Annotated in this window: 28 protein-coding genes; all 28 read left to right on the forward strand. The window is 34.5% G+C overall.

Annotated elements, in window-relative coordinates:
* A complete protein-coding gene (hypB, locus tag ACQY56_RS07145; protein WP_428737237.1) occupies positions 1–801 on the forward strand; it encodes a hydrogenase nickel incorporation protein HypB in 801 nt (266 codons plus the stop codon).
* Complete coding sequence (locus ACQY56_RS07150; protein WP_428737238.1) at positions 801–1,085, forward strand: HypC/HybG/HupF family hydrogenase formation chaperone; 285 nt, start codon at positions 801–803, stop codon at positions 1,083–1,085. The genes hypB and ACQY56_RS07150 overlap by 1 nt, the downstream gene beginning before the upstream one ends.
* On the forward strand, positions 1,085–2,206 hold the full coding sequence (hypD, locus tag ACQY56_RS07155; RefSeq protein ID WP_428737239.1) for a hydrogenase formation protein HypD: 1,122 nt from the start codon (positions 1,085–1,087) through the stop codon (positions 2,204–2,206). Before ACQY56_RS07150 ends, hypD begins: the two co-directional genes overlap by 1 nt.
* Positions 2,206–3,885: an ATP-dependent nuclease gene (locus ACQY56_RS07160; RefSeq protein ID WP_428737240.1), complete on the forward strand. Its 1,680-nt coding sequence runs from the start codon at positions 2,206–2,208 to the stop codon at positions 3,883–3,885. Before hypD ends, ACQY56_RS07160 begins: the two co-directional genes overlap by 1 nt.
* Entirely contained in the window at positions 3,885–4,877 is a 993-nt protein-coding gene (gene hypE / locus ACQY56_RS07165) for a hydrogenase expression/formation protein HypE (protein ID WP_428737241.1), read from the forward strand. Before ACQY56_RS07160 ends, hypE begins: the two co-directional genes overlap by 1 nt.
* Positions 4,878–5,219 (forward strand): hydrogenase maturation nickel metallochaperone HypA, encoded by a 342-nt coding sequence (hypA, locus tag ACQY56_RS07170; protein WP_428737242.1) that lies wholly within the window; start codon positions 4,878–4,880, stop codon positions 5,217–5,219.
* A gap of 225 nt (positions 5,220–5,444) precedes the next feature.
* Positions 5,445–5,780, forward strand: a complete 336-nt coding sequence (locus tag ACQY56_RS07175) for a cytochrome C (protein WP_428737243.1) — start codon at positions 5,445–5,447, stop codon at positions 5,778–5,780.
* 76 nt (positions 5,781–5,856) lie between these two features.
* Positions 5,857–7,245: a DUF3373 family protein gene (locus ACQY56_RS07180; RefSeq protein WP_428737244.1), complete on the forward strand. Its 1,389-nt coding sequence runs from the start codon at positions 5,857–5,859 to the stop codon at positions 7,243–7,245.
* Between the two features lie 24 nt (positions 7,246–7,269).
* Positions 7,270–8,709 carry an NAD(P)/FAD-dependent oxidoreductase gene (locus ACQY56_RS07185; protein WP_428737245.1) on the forward strand — a complete coding sequence of 480 codons (1,440 nt, stop codon included), beginning with the start codon at positions 7,270–7,272 and terminating at the stop codon, positions 8,707–8,709.
* A 326-nt stretch (positions 8,710–9,035) separates the two neighbouring features.
* Positions 9,036–9,344, forward strand: a complete 309-nt coding sequence (gene rplU, locus ACQY56_RS07190) for a 50S ribosomal protein L21 (RefSeq protein ID WP_428737246.1) — start codon at positions 9,036–9,038, stop codon at positions 9,342–9,344.
* Positions 9,345–9,369: 25 nt separating this feature from the next.
* Positions 9,370–9,627, forward strand: a complete 258-nt coding sequence (rpmA, locus tag ACQY56_RS07195; RefSeq protein WP_193114403.1) for a 50S ribosomal protein L27 — start codon at positions 9,370–9,372, stop codon at positions 9,625–9,627.
* A 240-nt stretch (positions 9,628–9,867) separates the two neighbouring features.
* On the forward strand, positions 9,868–10,974 hold the full coding sequence (obgE, locus tag ACQY56_RS07200; protein WP_428737247.1) for a GTPase ObgE: 1,107 nt from the start codon (positions 9,868–9,870) through the stop codon (positions 10,972–10,974).
* Complete coding sequence (gene proB / locus ACQY56_RS07205; protein ID WP_428737248.1) at positions 10,974–11,738, forward strand: glutamate 5-kinase; 765 nt, start codon at positions 10,974–10,976, stop codon at positions 11,736–11,738. The genes obgE and proB overlap by 1 nt, the downstream gene beginning before the upstream one ends.
* Positions 11,738–12,646 (forward strand): methionyl-tRNA formyltransferase, encoded by a 909-nt coding sequence (gene fmt / locus ACQY56_RS07210; RefSeq protein ID WP_428737249.1) that lies wholly within the window; start codon positions 11,738–11,740, stop codon positions 12,644–12,646. Before proB ends, fmt begins: the two co-directional genes overlap by 1 nt.
* On the forward strand, positions 12,624–13,265 hold the full coding sequence (locus tag ACQY56_RS07215; protein WP_428737250.1) for a biotin--[acetyl-CoA-carboxylase] ligase: 642 nt from the start codon (positions 12,624–12,626) through the stop codon (positions 13,263–13,265). The genes fmt and ACQY56_RS07215 overlap by 23 nt, the downstream gene beginning before the upstream one ends.
* The gene (locus ACQY56_RS07220; protein ID WP_428737251.1) at positions 13,262–14,044 is read left to right on the forward strand and encodes a ParA family protein; all 783 of its coding nucleotides are present in this window, start codon (positions 13,262–13,264) and stop codon (positions 14,042–14,044) included. The genes ACQY56_RS07215 and ACQY56_RS07220 overlap by 4 nt, the downstream gene beginning before the upstream one ends.
* 11 nt (positions 14,045–14,055) lie before the next feature.
* Positions 14,056–14,895 carry a ParB/RepB/Spo0J family partition protein gene (locus tag ACQY56_RS07225; RefSeq protein WP_428737252.1) on the forward strand — a complete coding sequence of 280 codons (840 nt, stop codon included), beginning with the start codon at positions 14,056–14,058 and terminating at the stop codon, positions 14,893–14,895.
* 87 nt (positions 14,896–14,982) lie between these two features.
* The gene (locus ACQY56_RS07230) at positions 14,983–15,405 is read left to right on the forward strand and encodes a FoF1 ATP synthase subunit B' (RefSeq protein WP_428737253.1); all 423 of its coding nucleotides are present in this window, start codon (positions 14,983–14,985) and stop codon (positions 15,403–15,405) included.
* A gap of 9 nt (positions 15,406–15,414) precedes the next feature.
* Positions 15,415–15,927 (forward strand): F0F1 ATP synthase subunit B, encoded by a 513-nt coding sequence (locus ACQY56_RS07235; protein WP_428737254.1) that lies wholly within the window; start codon positions 15,415–15,417, stop codon positions 15,925–15,927.
* A 3-nt stretch (positions 15,928–15,930) separates the two neighbouring features.
* Positions 15,931–16,464 carry a F0F1 ATP synthase subunit delta gene (locus ACQY56_RS07240; RefSeq protein WP_428737255.1) on the forward strand — a complete coding sequence of 178 codons (534 nt, stop codon included), beginning with the start codon at positions 15,931–15,933 and terminating at the stop codon, positions 16,462–16,464.
* A 21-nt stretch (positions 16,465–16,485) separates the two neighbouring features.
* A complete protein-coding gene (atpA, locus tag ACQY56_RS07245) occupies positions 16,486–18,003 on the forward strand; it encodes a F0F1 ATP synthase subunit alpha (RefSeq protein ID WP_428737256.1) in 1,518 nt (505 codons plus the stop codon).
* A 10-nt stretch (positions 18,004–18,013) separates the two neighbouring features.
* Positions 18,014–18,904, forward strand: coding sequence for an ATP synthase F1 subunit gamma (gene atpG, locus ACQY56_RS07250; RefSeq protein ID WP_428737257.1), 891 nt, complete (start codon positions 18,014–18,016; stop codon positions 18,902–18,904).
* A gap of 11 nt (positions 18,905–18,915) precedes the next feature.
* Entirely contained in the window at positions 18,916–20,310 is a 1,395-nt protein-coding gene (gene atpD, locus ACQY56_RS07255; RefSeq protein WP_428737258.1) for a F0F1 ATP synthase subunit beta, read from the forward strand.
* Positions 20,311–20,333: 23 nt separating this feature from the next.
* Positions 20,334–20,726, forward strand: coding sequence for an ATP synthase F1 subunit epsilon (gene atpC / locus ACQY56_RS07260; RefSeq protein WP_428737259.1), 393 nt, complete (start codon positions 20,334–20,336; stop codon positions 20,724–20,726).
* A gap of 3 nt (positions 20,727–20,729) precedes the next feature.
* Positions 20,730–21,296: a MotA/TolQ/ExbB proton channel family protein gene (locus tag ACQY56_RS07265; protein WP_428737260.1), complete on the forward strand. Its 567-nt coding sequence runs from the start codon at positions 20,730–20,732 to the stop codon at positions 21,294–21,296.
* Positions 21,297–21,299: 3 nt separating this feature from the next.
* On the forward strand, positions 21,300–21,692 hold the full coding sequence (locus ACQY56_RS07270) for an ExbD/TolR family protein (RefSeq protein ID WP_428737261.1): 393 nt from the start codon (positions 21,300–21,302) through the stop codon (positions 21,690–21,692).
* A complete protein-coding gene (locus ACQY56_RS07275) occupies positions 21,685–22,413 on the forward strand; it encodes a TonB C-terminal domain-containing protein (protein WP_428737262.1) in 729 nt (242 codons plus the stop codon). The genes ACQY56_RS07270 and ACQY56_RS07275 overlap by 8 nt, the downstream gene beginning before the upstream one ends.
* Positions 22,414–22,415: 2 nt before the next feature.
* Entirely contained in the window at positions 22,416–23,663 is a 1,248-nt protein-coding gene (tolB, locus tag ACQY56_RS07280; protein WP_428737263.1) for a Tol-Pal system protein TolB, read from the forward strand.
* Positions 23,664–23,690 lie beyond the last annotated feature (27 nt).

The raw sequence follows: 23,690 nt of genomic DNA on the forward strand, positions 1-23,690 counted from the left end.
ATGTGTCAAGATTGCGGTTGTAGTATAACAAGTGATGTTCATGAACATTCACATGAACATCACGAGCACGAGCATCATCACCATGATTATGGAAGCAGTGAGGAGCATCAAAAAGCACACGCACACATCCATGATAATCCTCAGCTAAACGATCCAAAAACGATCTCGGTTATCTCAAAGATACTCGATAAAAACGATCATGAAGCTGCACATAACAGAGAGCATTTAAACTCTCACAAAGTGCTTGGGATTAACTTGATGAGCTCACCTGGTAGCGGAAAAACTACGTTACTTGAACACTTAGCGGATGTAGCTGATTTTAAATTTAGCGTTGTTGAGGGTGATCTTGAAACAAGCCGTGATGCAGATAGACTTAAAAGCAAAGGTATCGAAGCACATCAGATACAAACTGGTTCAGCGTGTCATTTAGATGCTTTTATGGTACATAAAGCTTTGCATCATATAGCACTTGATCCAATAGATGTTTGTTTTGTTGAAAATGTTGGCAACTTAGTATGTCCAGCGAGTTACGATGTGGGGACACACTTAAATGTTGTGCTTGTATCAGTTCCAGAGGGGGAAGATAAGATCGCAAAATATCCTGTGATGTTTCGCCAAGCTGATCTGATCCTTTTTACAAAAACAGACCTTTTACCGTATTTTGATTATGATATAGAAAAAGAAAAAGAAACAGCTCGTAAGCTCAAACCAAATGTCGATATTTTAGAAGTGAGCACGAAAGATGAAGACTCATTAAAACGTGTGGCACAATGGATCAAGTTTAAGATGGAGATGCGTTAATGTGTCTCTCGATCCCAAGTAAAGTTGTCAAGATCGATGAAGATACAAACTTAGCTACTGTAGATACTATGGGAGTTCAGCGTGAAGCAAGTTTAGACTTGATGGCTGATGCTGATGTGAAGATCGGAGATTATGTACTCATTCATATCGGTTTTATAATGAACAAAATAGATGAAGAGGATGCACTTACATCGCTAGAGATCTACAAAGAGATACTTGCAGCCATGGATGAGGAGGAGAGGCAAAACGCCATACTTGAAGGCGATCAATGTGAGGGGAGCTGATGGCTTTAGAACTAAAAAACCTTTACGATGATTTTCGTGATGCCAAAACCATACAAGCTTACGCTAAACTCATAGCACAAGATGCCAAAAAATTGCCACATCCCATAAACATTATGGAAGTTTGTGGTGGACATACCCATACGATCATGAAGTATGGGATCCTTCAACTTTTACCCCAAAATATAAAATTTGTTCACGGACCGGGTTGTCCTGTATGTGTTATGCCAAAAGAGCGTGTTGACCATGCCTATGCACTCTCAATGCAAGAGGATGTGATACTAGTCACACTTGGAGATATGATCAAAGTTCCAGGGAGTAATGGAAGTCTGCAAGATGCAAGAAGCAAAGGTGCTGATGTACGTTTTGTTTACAGCCCCCTAGAGTGTATAAAGATCGTAAAAGAGAATCCAACTAAAAAGATCATCTTTTTTGCCATAGGTTTTGAGACAACAACACCAATGACTGCTGCACTTTTAGAGCAGGTTATAAAACAAAACATTCCAAATCTTTTAGTGCATATAAACCATGTTACAGTTCCCGAACCTATGCGTGTACTGGTAAGTGATGAGAGTTGTAATATAGATGCGTTTTTAGGACCATCACACGTTAGTGTCATTAGTGGAAGTAAAATCTACGAAGAGTTTCCAACAAAATGGGGCAAACCTGTTGTTGTAAGCGGGTTCGAGCCTGTTGATGTGATGGAATCGATCTCTATGATCGTAAAACAGTTTGTAGAGTCTCGCTGTGAGCTTGAAGTACAGTATAAACGTGCCGTAACATACGATGGAAATCTAAACGCTCAAAAGCTGGTTGAGAAATATTTTGAAAAAGCACCACACTTTCGTTTCCGTGGACTTGGTGACATTCCAGAGGGTGGATTACAACTAAAAGGCGAGTATGATAAATACAATGCAGAGGTGATCTACAACGATATACTACCAAAAGAGGAGATAGACGATCATAAGCTCTGTAAATGCGGCGAAATCCTCAAAGGTAAAGCTACTCCTCCAGAGTGCAGTATATTTGGCACAGCCTGCAAACCAAACACACCGATCGGAAGCTGTATGGTAAGCAGTGAAGGTGCATGTGCCGCTTATTATAAGTATGGGAATTTGATGTAATGCGATCATTCGGGATTAAAAATTTTAGAAGTTTTGATGAAGATGGAATATATTTAAAAAATATTAAAAAGTTAAATATTTTTATTGGCAAAAACAATTCTGGTAAATCTACTGTTTTACGATTTTTAAAATATCTGTCTGAAAGTATAAAGCAAAATAAATTACATAATTTTCCATCTGAGATACATGAAGAACATAAACGGAATGGGCAAAAAACTTCGTTCATTATTCCATTTAGTCATGAGGAATTAAATTTCCCTGATATAAAAGCTCATATATTAGACCCTTTTGAAATCGAGTTTAGATTTAAAGATTCGCAAATGAATGGTATGAGTTTATTTGATTCGTTAAATGCTAGTCAACTTAATAAGTGTATAAATATTAAAAATTCTGACATTTATCAATATGATTCACGTGTAATAGGACAATTAAAAATGAGGCTAGAAGATAGGTTAAAAGCTTCTATGGCTGAAATTATAAAAAAAGAATTTAAAGATGTCATCTATATTCCTCATTTTCGGACTATTGGCAGAACCTTTGATGGTAATTTATCTGAGATTAATGGTTCTGATATTATTTCTAAAATGTTTGAGATGCAACATCCTAGTGTTGGACAGGAAGCTAAACAGAAACAGTTTTTTAAGATAGAAAATTTTATAAAAGAGTTGTTGAAAGTAGAAACTTTAGAAATGGAAATTCCTCATACTAGAGATAATATTTTGATCAATATGCACGGGAATCGATTACCTCTTGATTCATTTGGAACAGGAATACATCAATTAGTGATTTTATGTAGTGCTTTAGTAATGAATGACAATAAAATTGTATGTATAGAAGAACCTGAAGTTTATTTACATCCAGAACTTCAGAGAATGTTTTTAGACTTTTTAATTAAAGAGACAAATCATACATATTTTATTTCAACTCATTCAAATGTGTTTATCGATTTCAATCAAGATATACAAGTGAATCATGTCACGTATGATGGCATTTCGACAAAAATTGAACAGATAAATGAATCAAATAGTGCTAAAAATATACTAGATGATTTAGGGTATAAAAATAGTGATTTATTACAATCAAATGGAATAATATGGGTTGAAGGTCCAAGTGACAGAGCTTATATAAATAAATGGATTTCTTTGCTTCGTGATGACCTAGAAGAAGGATTGCATTATACGATTATGTTTTATGGGGGTAAGCTTTTAAGTCATTTAAGTTTTACACCAAGAGAATACACAATAGCTAATAAAGACTTTCTCGAAAATGAGTTGATAGATTTAATGAGGATAAATAAAAACAGCTTTGTTGTAATTGATAGAGATGGTGTCAGTTCAAGCGTTGCAATCAGAGGTACAAAGCAGAGAATTAAAGATGAAATAGGCGATAACTTATGTTGGATAACAAAAGGTCGAGAGATAGAGAATTATCTTACTGCAAATACTCTTGAAAAGTGGCTTGATGATAAATATCGTAGAAATGGCAATATTCAATACAGTAGAGATGATAAATTGGAGGTTACAGTATCGAAATTAAATAGTAAAATAAAATATAATCTCAAAAAAAGTCAATATTCTAAAGAGATAAGTGAATATATTAATGAAGATGATTTAAATATACTTGATTTAAAGAAAAATATTGAACATTTAATTGAATTAATTGATGAATGGAATAAATAATGACAAACACAATAACTCTAGCCCAAGGAAACGGTGGCGAAGAAAACAATGAACTTATAACAAAAGTGTTTTATAAAGCGTTTGAAAATGAGATTCTCTCAAAAAGTGAAGATGCTGCTGTTATAGAATCTGGAAAACTTGCTATGAGTACAGATAGTTTTACAGTTTCACCTCTATTTTTTAACGGTGGAGATATTGGAAAGCTTTCTATTTGCGGAACATGTAACGATCTTGCGATGATGGGTGCAAAACCGAAGTATTTGACATGTAGTGTGATCATAGAGGAGGGTTTTGAGATAGAACAACTCGAACGTATTGTTGAAAGTATGAAAAAAGAACTTGGCAAAAACGGTGCTGTAGTTGTAAGTGGTGATACAAAAGTGGTGCAAAAAGGGAGTGTTGATAAGATATTTATAAACACAACTGGAGTAGGTGAAGTACTACAAGAGGGGATAAGCTCAAATAACATTTCCGAAGATGAACTCATCCTTGTAAGTCGTGACATTGGTGCGCATGGGGCTGCTATATTTGCAGCACGTGAGGGGATCGAGCTAAGCACTGATCTGCAAAGTGATTGTGAGAGCTTATTTGCAACTGTTGAGACACTTATAAATAGTGGCATAAAAATAACAGCGATGCGCGATGCAACTCGTGGAGGCTTAGCAGCAGTTTTAAATGAGTGGGCAAAACAATCAAATGTTTGCATAGAGGTTGAGGAAGAAAAAATTCCAGTGAGTGATAGTGTGCAAGGTATTTGTGAGATGCTTGGTTTTGAAGCGAGTGCTCTAGCTAATGAGGGAACATTTGTTCTTGCAATAAATAAAGAAGATGCACAAAAAGCATTAGAGATTTTACAAACATTTCATGCAAATGCACAGATCATTGCAAATGTAACGCAAAATCAACCAAAAAAAGTGGTTCTCCATAGTGCATGGGGAACAAAACGCTACTTAGAAATACCAACTGGCGAACTACTGCCGAGGATATGTTAGATGCATGAGTACAGCATAGTTCAAGCATTACTAGATAGTTGTGAAGCACAAGTTGAAAGTAACGATGCAACTTCTGTTTCAAAAGTTGTAGTTAAGATTGGTGTAATGAGTGGCGTAGAACCTGATCTACTGCAAACTGCCTTTGATACTTTTAAAGAAAAAACCGTGTGTGAAAATGCAGAGTTTATAATAAATACCCAAAAAGTTGTAATCGAGTGCAATGAGTGTAAAACACAAAAAACTTTAGAAGATTTAGAATACAAATGCGATAATTGCGGAAGCGTGAACATAAATGTAATTGATGGCGAAGATATGTATTTGATGTCTCTCGAATTAGAATAATCCCCTAGATATAAAAACTTCACGATAAAATTATGATTTTTCTTGAGAATGAAAAAAGCTTTTAAACATATCTTTTAACCTATTAAACATACCGAATTATAAGACTTCCATAAATAAATGACGAAAAAATAACTAATTTTAACGATAAGAATGAGTTTATATTTTCTTAATATTTCTATCAGTATAATACACACTTATCAAAAAAATAATAAAAGGAAATAGTTTATGGCTTCATACAAAAAAATTGCTATCACAGCATTATTGGGATTAGGACTTTTTGCAACAACTGCAAGTGCAGATGCAGCGAAAGGACAAAGAATTTATCAAAAGAAATTAAAAGCAACTTGTCATATGACAGGTGCAGTTTTTGCAGCAAAACATACTCAGGATGAATGGGCTGAATTTAAAGATAACGGTGAGTTAGTTACAGAGATGACAAATATTTGTCCGGCAGGAAAAGAGTTTTTTGAAAGTAGTAAATTTGAAAGTAAATTTTCTTCACACCTTTACGACTTCGTACATGATTTTGCAAGCGACAGTGGTAACATCCCTGCGTGTTAGTAGTATATGAGTGCATGAACGCACTCATAGCTATATCTTCCAAATATAACAATACTTCAAATATAGGATATAACATATGAATAAAATACTACTTTCTTCTGTAGTAGTAAGTGCTTTATCATTCAATATTTTTGCAGATGAGATTGCAGATTTACAAGCAGAAGTAAAAGCATTGACTACTAAAGTGAATAAACTAGAAAAAAAACAAACAAGAACAAGTAAATCACTCTCTGAAGTGAAACAACATGATGCATTTGACAATGTAAAGTTAGGAATTGATTTTAGAAATGCAATAGATGTTTTAGATTATAAAGACAATACAACTAGTGAAAGTGCTTCCAATCACTCTTTACTTACAAGTAGACTTTATTTAACAATGGCAGCAGCGCCTATGAAAAATTTAACTTTTAGAGGGAAATTAGCAGTTTATTCTATCTGGGGTGCACATGCGTATTATGATAGTAGCTCCCAGCCATCTTTAAAAGATTGGTCAGCTTCATCAAAAGCTACAGATACAGTGATGAGAATTAAAGAAGCTTATTTTGTTTATAGCGATGCTATTGGTAAGCAACCAATTAGTTTTAGTATTGGTAGACGCCCTTCAACTAATGGTTTTTTAGCAAACTATCGAGAGAATGAGCCAGAGGCTGGTTCTCCACTCGCACATATTACAAATATGGAAGTAAATGCGATAATGGCTAAGTTTGATTTTAGTCGTTATATGAATGGTGCATATTCAAAATTTGTCTACGGTCGTGCACATAGTGGCGAGATGAATAACGTGTATGGTACTGGAAGTAATCCATGGGGGCCTTATGCTACACAGAGCTCTGTAGATGACTTAGATGTGAACTTTTTTGTATTTTTAGGAGATGGTTATAACAACAGTCAGTATCAGTTGGCATATCAGTGGGCACATATATTTAATACTAAGGGACAAAGAGTAGCTGATAGTGTAAATAAGGCTGCTGCAGGTTCAGCAGATTTAGGTGCTTTATCATTTAAAGTTCAAGGTGTTGGGAATGAGATCAATGACTTTTTAGATGATACTACACTATTTGCTTCTGTTGCTGCTACAAAATACAATCCAAAAGATGGTTATGCTTTACTTGGATCAACTGAAAGTAAAACAGGGTATTCATTTTGGGCTGGAGCAGTATTTCCAGATAATTTTACAGAAGCTGGAAAGTTTGGTATTGAATATAATCATGGTACAAAATACTGGACACCTATGACTTGGGCAGAAGATACTGCTAGTGGTTCAAAAATAGCTGTTCGAGGCGATGCGTATGAAGCGTACTGGAACTTTAATCTTTTGGGTGTGAAATACCTTCCATCACAGATTCGTTATACGTATGCACAACACAATTTTACGCCAAACATAAATTGTGCTGGTTGGGTAAAACCAGTGGATGTAGATATTACTTCATCTGATTTGAGGTTTGCAGTAAGTTATAGATATTAAAAAAAAATACAAAGGGGAAAAAGTATGGATAAGAAAAAAGAGTTTATGGATGAGGTTGTAAATAGTTCTGGGATGAGTCGTCGTGAAGCATTAAAGCTTATGGGACTCTCGCCAATTGCAGCAGGTTTATTGTTGAGTGGAGCTGTTGGTGAAGCTACAACGGTTGAGGCATCATCTTCAGCAGAGGGCAAAATAGTAATCGTTGGTGGTGGTTCTGGTGGAATCATGGCTATGGCAAGATTACACTCAGCATTGTCAAATCCAAATATTACATTAATTGCACCAAATGAAAAACACCTTTATCAACCTGGACAGGTATTTATGGCCGCTGGTGAGTATACATTTGAAGATATCGTAAAAGATAACAAAGATTTTATTCCTGATGATGTTGAATGGATTAAAGATGAGGTAAAAACTTTTGATCCTGATAACAATAAAGTAATCACTCGTGCAGGTCAAGAGGTAAGTTATGATTACCTAGTAGTAGCAACTGGACTTCAGTATCATTATGAATGGATCGATGGTTTGACAAAAGATATGATAGGGAAAAATGGTATATCTTCTGTATATCTTAATGATGCTGAAGCTGGAACTGCTAATGGTGGTTCTATAACTTGGGATTGGTTCAACAACCTCAAAGAAGCAGCTAAAAAAGGTACACCTAAGGTTATATGTACACAACCTGCTACAGCTATAAAATGTGGTGGTGCACCTCAAAAGATACTTTACTTAAGTGATGATTTTTTGAAAAAAGATAATTTGAGTGCAGATTACACCTTTGCAACAACGAGTTCAAATCTTTTTAGTGTCCCTGAAGTAAATAAAACTTTAGAAGAGGAAGTTCAACCAAGATATGGAAATATCACGAATAAATTTGGACATAATTTAGTGGCGATTGATGCTGAAAATAAGATAGCAACATTTGAACATAAGTACGAAGAACAAGGTGAATATGATGAAGATTTAGAAGAGTATGAAATCATCAAAAAAACTGAGCGTGTTGAGATGAAATATGATTTTATCCATATCGTTCCACCGATGGCTGGTGTTGATGCAGTTGCTTCTTCTTCTCTTGCTTGGCAAAAAGGTACTGGTAAAGGGTGGCTTGAAGTAGATCAGTATACATTGCAACACAGACGTTATAAAAATGTATTTGGTATAGGTGATATTTGTGGTGTACCAAAAGGAAAAACTGGTGGTTCAGCACGTCACCATGGACCAATCATGGTAGGAAACCTTTTAGCGGTTATGGAAGGAAAAGAGCCTAAAGAGAAATTTGATGGTTATACTGTATGTCCACTCAAAACACAGTATGGAAAAATCATCCTTGCAGAGTTTGACTATAAAGGAGCAGCACCATCATTTCCTCTTGATGTAGGTGAACAAAGATGGATATGGTGGGCATTTGATCTTTATATGTTAAAACCAATGTACTGGTATCTGATGATGCGAGGTTTGATGTAGTATGAAACGCATAATGATAAGAGAAAGTGGTATATTTATCACGTTTCTTATCCTCTTGGCACTTTTGATCCATCCTGATCTCTTTGGATCAGCAAGTCAAAGATTATTATTGATGAGTGAAAGAGGAAATTATCTTCACCCATTTATATATACTTTCATAATTTATTTACTTTTTTTGCTGATACGAACTACTATTCTAAAAGTAATACAAGTGCTTCGCAAAATTAAAAAACACAAACAATTAAACAAAACTTAAAACTAAGTTGGGTATAATTCCGCACTTTTTGTAGAAATACATATACATAGATATAATTTAAGGACCATAGATGTACGCAATTATTAAAAATGGTGGTAAGCAATATAAAGTTCAAGAGGGTGATGTTTTAAACTTAGATAAAATGTCTCTAGAACCAGAAGCTACTATCGAAATCAAAGAAGTTTTAGCAGTAAACGCAGGTGAGCTTAAAATGGGTGCTCCATATGTTGATGGTGCTGTTGTAACTGCTGAAGTAATCAGTGAAGGTCGTGACAAGAAAGTTGTTATCTTCAAAAAACGTCGTCGTAAAGACAGTAAAGTAAAACGTGGTTTCAGAAGAGATCACACTCGTGTTCGTATCACGAAAATCGCTGCATAAGCTAAACTAAAAGAGGAGAGGTAAGATGGCACATAAGAAAGGTCAGGGTAGTACACAGAATAACCGTGATTCAGCAGGTCGTAGACTTGGTGTAAAAAAATATGGTGGAGAAGCTGTAGTTGCTGGTAACATCATTATTCGCCAAAGAGGAACAAAAGTTCACCCAGGTAAAAATGTAGGTATGGGGAAAGACCACACTATCTACGCTTTAGTTGACGGTGTAGTTTCTTTTGAAAGAAAAGATAAGAAACGTAAACAAGTTTCTATCATCCCTGCTGCATAATTCTGCATTTTAGATGTTTGGGGTTTTCCCAAGCATTGTATTTTATATAAATCCTTCAAAAATTTTAAATTCAAACCCAAATGTTTAACAAGCTACTTTTGTGAAGATGAGTAGGTTTTTAAGTATTTGTTGTTAGAGTTGTAAGCAGTTTTAACATTTTGTTGCTAACGAATTATGAGATTTACTCATAATTCTACTATAATTACCTTTTAAGGCTAAACATTAATATCAGGAGTTCACTTGTTTACAGATAGTGTCGAATTAACAGTTTCATCAGGAAAAGGTGGTGCTGGTTGTGTAGCATTTCGCCGTGAAAAATTTGTACTCAATGGTGGACCAAATGGTGGTGATGGTGGAAAAGGTGGAGACATCTGGTTTAAATGTGATAATAACACACATACACTTTCGCACTTTCAAAGAAAGATGCACATAAAGGCAGATAATGGTCGTCCAGGTGAAGGTTCACTTATGACTGGAAAATCTGGTGCAAAAAAAGTAATCATCGTACCACCTGGCACACAAGTTGTCGATATGGAAACAGGCGAAGTACTTTTAGACCTTGTAAATGATGGTGAAGAGTTTAAATTTTTAGAGGGTGGAAAAGGTGGACTTGGAAATACTCACTTTAAATCTTCTACAAACCAAAGACCAACATACGCTCAACCTGGACAAAAGGGCGAAACTCGTCATATTAAACTAGAATTAAAACTCATTGCTGATGTTGGACTTGTAGGTTTCCCAAATGTTGGTAAATCAACTTTAATCTCAACAGTTTCAAATGCTCGTCCAGAGATTGCTAACTATGAGTTTACAACACTTACACCAAAACTAGGTCAGGTAAACATTGGGGATTATGAGTCATTTGTAATGGCAGATATTCCTGGAATTATCGGTGGAGCTCACGAGGGTAAAGGTTTAGGTATTCAGTTTCTTCGCCATATTGAGCGAACAAAAACACTTCTGTTTATGATCGATCTTGCTTCATATCGTGATCTTAAAGAGCAAATTGATGTTTTAAAAGAGGAAGTTGCATCTTTTTCACAGAAACTTGGAACTTCAAAATATGCTATAGCACTTACTCGTGTAGATATAGTCCCACCAGATGAAATTGAAGAGTTAGTAAGTGGTTTTATTAAGATGATGGACTTAGAGCCAAGTCAAAAAAATGGTTTTGATTTTGATTTAAGCATACCATATTATATACAAGATGATGTAGATGAGACTTTAGGGTATGAAAAAGAGAAACCTTATTTCATTTTACCAATCTCTTCTGCGACTCATAAAAATATAGAAGGGTTAAAGTACGCCCTTTTTAATTTAGTACAAAGTGACAGAGAAAAAAAATAATGAAAAGAATTGTTGTTAAGGTTGGAAGTGCAGTTTTAACACAAGATGGAACCATTGCACTTGATCGAATGAGAGCATTGGTTGCATTTTTAGCAGAGCTAAAAAAAGAGAATGAAGTGATACTTGTATCATCAGGTGCAGTAGCAGGTGGGTATACAAAACTACAACTTGATCGTAGTATTTTAGCAAATAAACAAGCACTAGCAGCAATAGGTCAGCCAGTTTTAATGCAAAAATATGCACAAAAATTTGACAAGTTTGATATTATTACTGCACAAGTTTTAGTCACTGCTGCAAATTTAGCTCGTGCAGATGAAATACAAAAAATAAAAAATACAGTAGATACATTGTTAGCAAATGGAGTTATTCCAATCGTAAATGAAAATGATGCAACAGCAGTTGAAGAGCTTGTTGTAGGGGATAATGATCAACTCTCAGCATATATGGCAAAACACACAGCTTCAGATATGCTTATTATACTTTCTGATATTGATGCGTATTATGATAAAGACCCACGAAAACATGAAGATGCACAAAGATTAAAAATTGTACATAAAATTGCACAAGAAGAGTTACAAAGAGATGTGACTCCAAACAATCTTTTTGCAACAGGCGGAATTGTTACAAAACTAAAAGCAGCTTCGTATTTATTAGATAATAATTTAGAAATGTTTTTAGCAAGTGGATTTGATTTGAGTGATGTGAAAAGTTTTATGTTGAAAAAAGAGCATATAGGCGGTACTTTATTTACAAAGGATGTGTAGTGGATATTATTTTTATGGGGACACCATCGTATGCAGATGAAATTTTAAAAACACTGATTGCAGAAGAGGGGATAAATGTGGTAGCAGTTTACACGCAACCAGATAAACCTGTCGGTAGAAAAAAAGTATTAACACCACCCCCTGTAAAAACAACTGCGCTAGAAAATGGGATCGAAGTTTACCAACCAAATAGATTACGTGATGAGCAGACTGTTGCAGAGTTATTAAAAATTTCATGTGATTTTATAGTTGTTGCAGCGTACGGGCAGATACTTCCAAAAGAGGTACTCGATCACGCTCCGTGTATAAATCTTCACGCTTCAATTCTTCCAGCATACAGAGGTGCAAGTCCGATCCAACAAACTCTTTTAAATGGTGATGATAAAACAGGTGTTACAGCAATGCTTATGGATGTGGGGCTTGATACTGGAGACATTATAAAAATCTCTGAGATAGATGTGGCTGATGATGAGATGGTGGCAACTTTATTTGATCGACTGACAAGTGTTGCTTCAGAGTTAACAGTTGATGTACTCAAAAATTTTTCACAGTATACTCCGATCAAGCAAGATGAAAATTTAGCAACGCATTGCACAAAGATCACAAAAGCAGACGGAGAAGTGATGTTTGAAGATGCAAATGAACTTTATAACAAATACAGAGCATTTACTCCATGGCCTGGAATATATTTACAAAGTGGTTTAAAACTTAAAAAGATCGCTTTAGTAGATAAAAACTCAAAAAATGAAGCTGGAAAAATTTTAGAAGTTAAAAAAGAGAGTATTGTTGTAGGTTGCAACTCTGGAGCGTTAGAAATTTTCCATGTACAGCCAGAATCAAAAAAAGAGATGAATATCATCGGCTATTTAAACGGCAAAAGGATAGGTGTTGCAGATACTTTATCTTGATGAAGTTGACTCTACACAAACATACTTAAAAAATTTACTACAAAAAACTACACAACAAAAATTGCCGATAGCAGTATCATCAGAAATGCAAACAAATGGGATTGGCAGTAGAGATAACTCTTGGAGTGGTATACGAGGAAATCTTTTTCTTTCATTTGCTATTCCCTTAGATAAACTTCCTCAAGATTTAAAACTCGAATCAGCTTCGATATATTTTGCCTATCTTCTCAAAGAGACATTATCAGAACTTGGTTCAGAGGTTTTTTTAAAGTGGCCAAACGATTTTTATATCAAAGATAAGAAAATTGGTGGTATGATAACGAACATAATTGAAAACACACTTGTATGCGGTGTCGGTATCAACTTAATAGAAGCTCCAGTAGAATTTGAGATAATAGATATAGAGCTTGACAAGAGACAACTCATAGAGGGTTATTTAAAAAAAGTTGAAAAAAATCTATTATGGAAGAAAGTTTTTAGAAAATATAAGTTAGAATTTCACAACAATCATAAACTTTTTGTACATATAAAAAATAAAAAAGTTTCTTTAAGTAATGCTAAACTCGAAGAAGATGGCAGTTTAAATATCGATGGCGAGAGGATATACAGTTTAAGATGAGCGAAGTAATCGTAATAGCAAATCAAAAAGGTGGAGTTGGTAAAACTACAACTGCAGTAAACCTTGCAGCTTCACTAGCTGTTGCTGAAAAAAAAGTGTTGTTAATTGACTCTGATCCTCAAGCGAATGCCACAACGTCACTAGGGTTTCACAGAAACGATTATGAGTTTAATATTTACCATGTACTTATTGGCGCTAAAAAACTCAAAGATATTATTTTAAAATCTGATCTCCCAACACTGCATCTCGCCCCATCAAACATTGGTTTGGTTGGTATAGAAAAAGAGTACTACGATGCAGATAAAGCAAAAGGACGTGAATTAGTTTTAAAAAAAGCTATAGCGACTATTATAAAAGATTACGATTATATTATAATCGATTCACCTCCGGCGCTTGGACCTATGACTATCAATGCTCTTTCGGCATCTAATTCTGTGATTATCCCAATTCAATGTGAGTTTTTTGCATTAGAAGGTTTAGCACAGTTGCTTAACACTATCAAACTTGTAAGAAAATCGATCAATCCAAAGTTAAATATCAAAGGGTTTGTTCCAACGATGTATTCATCGCAAAACAATCTTTCAAAACAAGTATTTGCAGATTTAAAACAACATTTTAAAGGAAAACTATTTATAGACAAAGACAGTAAATATATTGTCGTTCCACGAAATGTTAAATTAGCTGAATCTCCATCATTTGGAAAACCTGCAATTTTATATGATGTAAAATCAATTGGATCAATAGCATATCAAAATTTAGCACAAGCAATTATTGAGTAGAGGTGAGTGAAGTGAAAAGTCAAAAACTTGGTCGTGGATTAGATGCTCTTTTAGGGGAGATTGATGAAGCTTATGGGAATGAAGGTTCTCAAAAAGATCATATCCTAGAGATTCCTCTTAAAGATATCCGTCCTAATCCATTTCAGCCAAGAAAACATTTTGACGAAAGTGCTCTTTCTGAACTCTCTGAATCTATCAAAAATGATGGACTACTTCAACCTGTAGTTGTTAAAGAAGATATCGATGGTTATGTTTTAATTGCAGGTGAGAGACGTTTTCGTGCATCTAAATTAGCAAAACTTAAAGAGATTAGAGCAATAGTGCTGAACTCTGATGATCAAAAAATGCGCAAACTCGCACTTATTGAAAATATTCAGCGTGAAGAGTTAAACTCTGTCGAGTTAGCTGAATCGTATGGAGAGTTACTAAAACTACATGATTTAACACATGAAGAGCTCTCTTCAATGATTCATAAAAGTAGAACACACATTACAAATACTATGAGGTTATTGCAGTTATCTAAAAAAACACAAAAAGCACTTATAGATAAAACTATTACAGCTGGACATGCCAAAGTCCTTGTTGGACTTGATGAAAAAGAGCAAGAAGTGATGGTAAACTCTATCATTGGACAAAAGTTATCAGTACGTGATGTTGAGTCTATGATTAAGGATAGACGCCAGATTGTGGAGAAAACTCCTACTCAGAGTAGTAAAATAACATACGACTTTTCTGATTTACAAGAGAAATTAGATAGACTTGAATTCAACTATAAAACCTCTGGAAATAAGCTAACCATCGAGTTTTCATCGGAAGATGAGATAAGCGAATTTTTAGCGCACTTAGCATAAAACCTCTCAAATTTTCAAATTTTTTACCTCGTTTAACTAACTTTTCAATTTAATAATAGTATAATCACGCAACTTTTAGGAGGTGCTATGTTAGATATAAATCCAATATTACTTTTGGCTACGTTTGTTGTATTTGTTTCACTTATAGCCGTTCTGAATAGTTGGCTTTATAATCCATTGTTTAGCTTTATGAACAAACGTGACGAAGATATTAAAAAAGACCTCGATAAAGTAGGTTCAAATGATTCTGAAATCGCCGAATTACAAGCTAAAGCACAATCAATTATTATGAACGCTAAACTAGAAGCTGCGGCCCTAAGAGAAAAAGTTATTACAGATGCAAAAGAGTTGGCAGAGAATAAGTTAGAGGCGAAACGTGCTGAACTGGCAGTTGATTATACAGAGTTCAAGCAGTCACTAGCAAAATCTAAGGAAGAGTTGACAAAAGAGCTTATGGCTCAAGTTCCAATGTTTAAAGAAGCTATTACAGCTAAAGTAAGTCAGATATAGGGGTGTAAAATGAGTAGAATTTTAGTGTTATTACTAATGATATCATCTATGGCATTTGCATCTGAAGCAGGGCATGGAGATACTGATATCATCCAAAGAACTGTTAACTTCTTATTATTTGCTGGGCTTATTTGGTATCTTGTGGCTGAACCAGCAAAAAATTACTTCGCATCAAGAAGTAATGCGATTGCTGATGAGTTAAATAAAGTTCAAGACAAACTCAAAGAATCTGTCGAACTTAAAAAAGAAGCGTTAGCTAAAATTTCTGAAGCTGAAAAGTTTGCTGAAGAGTTAGCTGCTACATCTAAAAAAGAGAACAAAATTTTAAACGACACAATCATGGCTCAATGTGATTCTGATCTTGAAGTTTTAGCGAAACAAAATGAAACTAAAAAAGATTTTGAAACTAGAGGTATGGTTGCAGAGGTTGTTGAAGAAGTTATTTCTGAGACATTAAATCAAAGTTCTGAACTCTTTGATAGAGAAGCTATGGCTAATGTTATTTTAAAGAAGGTGGCATAGTACATGGAAGAATTGATAGCAAAAAGATATGTTAAAGCCTTAAAAGAGGGAATTGATCCAACATCTATTCAAGCTGTAAGTGATATTTTTTCTGCTTTATCTGATTCTTTCAAAGATGAAAAGTTTATAACAGTTGTTACTAATCCAAATGTATCAATTGCAGATAAATCTAGTATTCTTTTAGAAGCAGTAAAGCCAGCTAAGTCTGAACAGTTAGATAATTTTATAAAACTTTTAGTGCAAAATAAAAGAGTTGAAATTATTCCAGCTATCTCTCAAGAATTAAAAAAAGAGATAGCTATTTCAACTAAAACTTTTGAGGGGACAGTTTACTGTGATAGTGAACTAGACGCAAAAGTTATTGGTGATTTAAGTAGCGGACTAAGTAAAAAGTTTGATTCTACAATAACTTTGAATTTCCAAAAAAATGATTTTAATGGGATTAAAGTTGCAGTAGAAGGACTTGGTGTAGAGATTAATTTCTCTAAAGATAGAATTAATAATCAAATTATTCAACATATTATTAAAGCAATTTAACTTCAAGAGAGGAGAGAAGTAGTGGTAGCAAAAATCCAAGCTGATGAGATCAGCTCAATAATTAAAGAACGTATCGACAATTTTGAACTAAATGTTGATATTAATGAAACAGGTAAGATTGTTTCTTATGCCGATGGTGTTGCTAAAGTTTACGGACTAAGTAATGTAATGGCAGGGGAAATGGTTGAATTTGAAGATGGTACAAAAGGTTTAGCAATGAACCTTGAGGAAGCAAGTGTAGGTATCGTTATCCTTGGTTCTGGTGAAAATCTTCGTGAAGGTATGAGTGCAAAACGTTTAGGAAAACTTCTTCGTGTTCCAGTTGGTGATGCACTTCTTGGCCGTGTTGTAAATGCTCTTGGTGAGCCAATCGATGGTAAAGGACCAATTGAAACAACTGAAACTCGTTTCGTTGAAGAAAAAGCTCCTGGTATTATGGCGCGTAAATCAGTTCATGAACCAATGGCAACTGGTATTAAAGCTATTGATGCACTAGTACCAATCGGTCGTGGTCAACGTGAGCTTATCATTGGTGATAGACAAACTGGTAAAACAACAGTTGCACTTGATACAATCATTAACCAAAAAGGTAATGGTGTTGTTTGTGTATACGTTGCAGTAGGTCAAAAAGAGTCAACTGTTGCTCAAATTGTTCGTCGTTTAGAAGAACATGGTGCAATGGAATATACAATTGTTGTTTCTGCAACTGCTGCTGAAGCTGCTGCATTACAATTCTTAGCTCCATATACTGGTGTTACAATGGGTGAATATTTCCGTGATAACGCTAGACATGGTCTAATTGTATATGATGATTTATCTAAACATGCGGTTGCTTACCGTGAGATGTCACTTATCCTTCGTCGTCCTCCAGGTCGTGAAGCATACCCAGGGGATGTTTTCTATGTTCACTCAAGATTGTTAGAGCGTGCTGCGAAACTTTCTGATGAAGAGGGTGCAGGTTCACTAACAGCTCTTCCAATTATTGAGACTCAAGCTGGTGATGTTGCTGCGTATATTCCAACTAACGTTATCTCAATTACTGATGGTCAAATTTTCCTTGAAACAGACCTTTTCAACTCAGGTGTACGTCCAGCGATTAACGTTGGTCTTTCTGTATCTCGTGTTGGTGGTGCTGCTCAAATTAAAGCTACTAAACAAGTTGCAGGGACTTTAAGACTTGATCTTGCTCAGTATCGTGAACTTCAAGCATTTGCTCAATTTGCATCTGATCTTGATGAAGTTTCTCGTAAACAACTAGAGCGTGGACAAAGAATGGTAGAGGTTCTTAAACAACCTCCATACTCTCCATTATCTGCTGAGAAACAAGCTGCTATTATTTTCGCAGGTAACGAAGGTTTCTTAGATGATATGGACGCATCAAACGTTACACGTTTTGAAGCTGAAATGTATCCATTTATCGAAGCATCTTATCCTCAAATTTTAGAGAGCATTAATAGTTCTAAAAAAATTGATGATGAAACAGAAGCATTACTTAAAAAAGCACTTGAAGAGTTCAAAGCTAGCTTCATAGCGTCTTAAGGAATACTTTATGGCAAACTTGAAAGATATTCAAAGAAAAATTAAGAGTGTTTCAAGCACTCAAAAGACGACTCGTGCGATGAAACTAGTTTCGACTGCGAAACTTCGTCGTGCAGAAGAGTTAGCAAAACGCTCACGTCTTTATGCAGAGAAAATGAATCAGGTTATTGCCGAAATTGCTGGGCGCATTAGTTGTAGTAAAGTTGGAGGATTAGACAGCCGTTTCTTTGAAGCAGTTGAAAATCCGAAGATGGTTGATATTGTTTTTGTAACTGCAGATAAAGGTTTATGTGGTGGTTTTAATGTGCAAACTATTAAAGCTGTTAACAAACTTTTGAAACAATACAAAGAACAAAATGTAAAAGTGCGTTTACGTGGAATCGGTAAAAAAGGTGTTGAGTATTTTAATTACAACGAAGTTGAGATGTTTGACACTGTTGTAGATTTAAGTTCAAAACCAGATAAAGATAGATCTGATGAGTTTATTGAAGCTTCTATCATTGATTTTCAAGAGGGTAAAATTGATGGTTTATATGTAGTATATAATGGGTACTTAAATATGATTACTCAACAATTACATGTAAATCAAATCTTACCAATTAACTCTGAAGAATTTGATTGTAAAGAGGTTCAAAAAAATTCTACTATAGAAGTTGAAGCACAAGATGAAGAGAAAATGTTAAACTCTTTAGTGTCTAAATATGTTAGTTATAACATGTACTACTCTTTAATTGATTCAGTTGCAGCTGAACATTCAGCTCGTATGCAAGCGATGGATACAGCAACGAATAATGCTAAAGAGATGGTGAAAAGCTTAAATGTTGAATTTAATAAAGCGCGTCAAGCTGCGATTACTACTGAACTAATAGAAATTATTAGTGGTGTAGAGAGTATGAAATAATGGAGAAAAATATGATTGGAAAAATTAGCCAGGTAATGGGTCCTGTTGTTGATGTTGATTTCGATGGTTATCTTCCGGTAATAAACGAAGCTATTGAAGTTAATGTTAGTGTTGAAGGTAGTGAACACAGATTAGTGTTAGAAGTTGCTGCTCACTTAGGTGATGGTCGTGTAAGAACTATTGCTATGGATATGTCTGAAGGTCTTGTCCGTGGTATGGATGCAAAAGCTACTGGTGCTCCTATTAAAGTTCCAGTTGGTGAGAAAGTTCTTGGACGTATCTTTAATGTAATTGGTGAAACAATTGATGGTGGTGAGCAAGTTCAAGATGCTCCTGAATGGTCAATTCACCGTGCACCTCCAGCATTAGTTGATCAATCAACTACTACTGAGATGTTTGAAACAGGTATCAAAGTTGTTGACTTACTTGCTCCATATGCAAAAGGGGGTAAAGTTGGACTATTCGGTGGTGCTGGTGTTGGTAAAACAGTTATTATCATGGAGCTTATTCACAATGTTGCTCATGGTCATGATGGTTTATCAGTATTTGCTGGTGTTGGTGAGCGTACACGTGAAGGAAATGACCTTTACCATGAGATGAAAGAATCAAGCGTACTTGACAAAGTTGCACTGTGCTATGGTCAAATGAGTGAGCCTCCTGGGGCACGTAACCGTATCGCTTTAACTGGTCTGACTATGGCTGAGTATTTCCGTGATGAGAAAAAACTTGATGTTCTTATGTTCATCGATAACATCTTCCGTTTTGCTCAATCTGGTTCAGAGATGTCTGCACTTCTTGGACGTATCCCTTCAGCTGTTGGTTACCAACCAACTCTTAGCCGTGAAATGGGTGCATTACAAGATCGTATTACATCAACTAAAAATGGTTCAATTACATCTGTTCAAGCTGTATATGTACCTGCGGATGACTTAACTGACCCGGCTCCAGCTTCAGTTTTCGCGCACTTAGATGCAACAACAGTACTTAACCGTAAAATTGCTGAAAAAGGTATCTATCCTGCAGTTGATCCACTTGATTCAACTTCAAGATTACTTGATCCACAAATTTTAGGTGAAGAACACTATAACGTAGCTCGTGGTGTACAACAAACTTTACAAAAGTATAAAGATCTTCAAGATATCATCGCTATTCTTGGTATGGATGAGCTTTCTGAAGATGATAAAAATGTTGTTGAGCGTGCTCGTAAAATTGAGAAATTCTTGTCACAACCATTCTTCGTTGCTGAAGTATTTACAGGTTCACCTGGTAAATATGTTAAACTTGAAGATACAATTTCTGGTTTCAAAGGTATCTTAAACGGTGATTATGACCATATGTCAGAGAACTCTTTTTATATGGTTGGTGGCATGGACGAAGCTATCGCGAAATTCGAAAAAAACAAATAATTTTGTTTGAATAAAGGACTGTAATGGATAAGTTTAAACTTGAAATCCTAACTCCTAACGGTGAAATCTATAACGATGAAGCTGTTAGCGTAGTTCTTCCTGGTGTAGAGGGAGAATTCGGTGTATTAGCTGGCCATGCTGCACTAACAACTTTGTTAGAAGCTGGTGTAGTTGATGTTGAAAAAGAGGATAAATCAGTCGAATCTATTGTTATCAACTGGGGTGTAGCTCATGTTGATGAAGAAAAAGTTATTGTATTAGTTGAAGGTGCTGCTGCTATTCGTGGTGAGACAGAGACAGAAATCTCTAAAGCTCTTGATGCAGCTAAACAACTTATTAATGAAATCGCAGACTCAAGTACTGCGATTGCTGCTGTATCGGCTAAAATTGAAACAGCTGCACAAAAGTTATTGTAATATATGCTTAATAATATAATAGATTTTTATTTAAAATCTCATCCAGTTACTATTGGTGTACTTGTCTTATTGGCAGTATATTTTATAGTTTTAAATTGGGTGTTTTTCTATCGCTATTTTTCTCTTAATACGTGGCTAAAAAATGAGAGTGCTTCACTTGAAGCTCTCTTACTTGGTGCCACAAGAGTCAATGAGAACTCTTTTTTAAATAATTTTGTAAAAACGAGTAATTTTATTTCAAAAGAAGTTTTACAATTAGGACAATTAGCATCTACTAAAGAGGCGACAAAAGGTCTTTCTATTATCTCTGTTTTTGCTTCCACAACACCATTTATTGGACTTTTTGGTACAGTAGTGTCAATCCTTGACACATTTACGCATATTGGGCAAACTAGTGGAAGTATGTCTGTTATCTCTACAGGTGTGTCAGATGCTTTAATAGCAACAGCAGCAGGTATATTTGTAGCGGTATTTTCTTATACATACCACCAAATATTAAAAAGATTAGCATATGATGTGATTAGTCATATACAGATGCAAAGTGATGCACTTTTAGCCCGTAAGGCGTAAAATATGTTATACGATTGGGATGAAAAACCTGAATTAAATATCACTCCATTAGTAGATGTGATGTTAGTATTACTAGCAATTTTGATGGTAATTGCTCCAAATATTATCTTTGAGGAAAATATCAAACTTCCACAAGGCTCAACTACAAAACAAGTTGCAAAAATTCCCCCTGTTCATATAACAATAGATAAAGAACAAAATATTCAGATAAATAAAGACAACTTTTTATTGAGTGGTTTTCATGATAATTTTTACTTGTATGCAACTAAGCTTGATAAAAAAGCAACAGTACTTATTAGTGCTGATGAGAGTTTAGATTATGGTATTGTCATGTCTATATTAGCAGCTGTAAAACAGGCTGGATTTACTGAGGTTTCTTTAGCAACAAATGGTTAGAGAAGAAAAATATTTTTATATAAGTGGGTTTATATCACTCTTTATATTTTTAACTTTTTTATTTCTATTTGCAGGTTTGTTATTTAGTGTCAATACAACAAAAACATATGGTTTAAAAAAAGATAATTTTGTATCTATTTCACTTGCAACTCCAGTCATGATGAAACAACTATCGCAGAAAAAATCTACACAAGCCATTAGTATCCCTGAAGCTAGTGAAGTTCCTAAAAATGTTGATGTGAATGATCTTTTTAGTGATGTTTGGACACAAAAGATTGATAATACTAAAACAAGACCTAAAGAGGTAAACTCAAAAAGGATACAAGAGATATCCAAGCGAGTACAAACAAGTAAACAAAAAGAGGTTGCATCGCTTTCAGAAAAAATTCAGAATATAGATACAACGACAAATGATAAAGAGAGACAAAGCAGTTCAAGTGCTGAGGAAGTTAACGAATATTTAGCTAAAATTCAAGCTATAGTCTATGATAATTTTTCTCCTCCAATGAATTCAGAGGGAAATATAGTAAAAATTGTAATAGAGATCGATCCAATTGGAAAGATGTTAGATTTTAGAGTGTTAAACTATTCATCCAATGAGTCTTTAAACCAAGAAGCTGATAAAATGAAACAAAAACTTAGCTCAGTTATCTTTCCAAAAAACCCTGAACATCAAAAATCAAGGGTGATTATTCAATTAATTCCAGAGAATAAGGAGTAATTTTGAGATTACTATTTTCATTAATATTTACATCTATTTTATTATTTGCAAGTGATGCAACAATTGATGTTATAAAAAAAGTTGATTCTTTACCATCATTAGCAATAGAAGATGCTTCAATCAACTATGATGACACTTTTAAATTACAAGTATTTAAATCTTTAGTAGCTGATTTAAATGTTATCTCTATCTTCAATGTAGATAGACACCATAGAATTTCAAACTATAATGATACAGATGTTTTGGTTGAGAATAAAGATCTTAATTATGTACTGAGATATAAACTGGAAGAGGATGACAACGGGGCTTTAAATATATCTACAAAACTTTTAAATAAAAATGAAGAAGTTTTTTCAAAAAGTTATAAAGTAAGTAAGCAGTCATTATATGTTTTTGTAACTCATGCCATTGCATATGATATAAATGAATTTATGGGTGAACCTTCAGTTGAATGGATGAAAAGAAAAGTGATCTTTTCTCGTGTAGTTGGTCCTAAAAAAAGTGAAATTGTTATCTCAGATTATACATTACGGTATCAACATGTGATTATTAAAGGTGGTTTTAATCTGTTCCCTAAATGGGCAAATAAAGCACAGACTGCTTTTTATTATTCATCTTTAGATTCTAAACCAACACTTAAATATGTTGATATAAGAACAGGACAAATCAAAAGTTTGATTTCATCAGATGGTATGTTAGTTTGTTCTGATGTGAGTACTGATGAAAAAACACTTTTACTTACAATGGCACCAAAAGGTCAACCTGATATCTATACTTATAATGTAAATACAAATAAATATAAAAGGGTTACAAAATATGGTGGGATAGATGTGAATGCTCAGTTTATGGGTAAAGATAAAATTGTATTTATTTCATCAAGACTTGGGTATCCAAATGTGTTTTCAAAAAGTTTAAATAGTAATGCAGTAGAACAACTTGTTTACTATGGAAAAAACAACTCTGCTTGTAGTGCACATGGAGAATATGTTGTGTATAAAGCAAGAGAGAGTTCAAATAGTTTTAGTGAAAATACTTTTAATTTACATTTAATTTCAACTAAATCTGATTTTATTAGACGCCTTACAGCTACAGGAATAAACGAGTTTCCAAGGTTTTCAAAAGATGGAGATGCCATTATTTTTATAAAAAACTATAAAAATCAAAGTGCAATTGGTATTATAAGATTAAAATATAATAAAAACTATCTTTTCCCATTACAATATGGAAGAGTTCAGTCTATGGATTGGTAAAAAGTTAATAGTTTTCTGCTATAATAT

Source organism: Sulfurimonas sp. (genome assembly GCF_050296975.1).
Classification (GTDB): Bacteria; Campylobacterota; Campylobacteria; order Campylobacterales; family Sulfurimonadaceae; genus Sulfurimonas.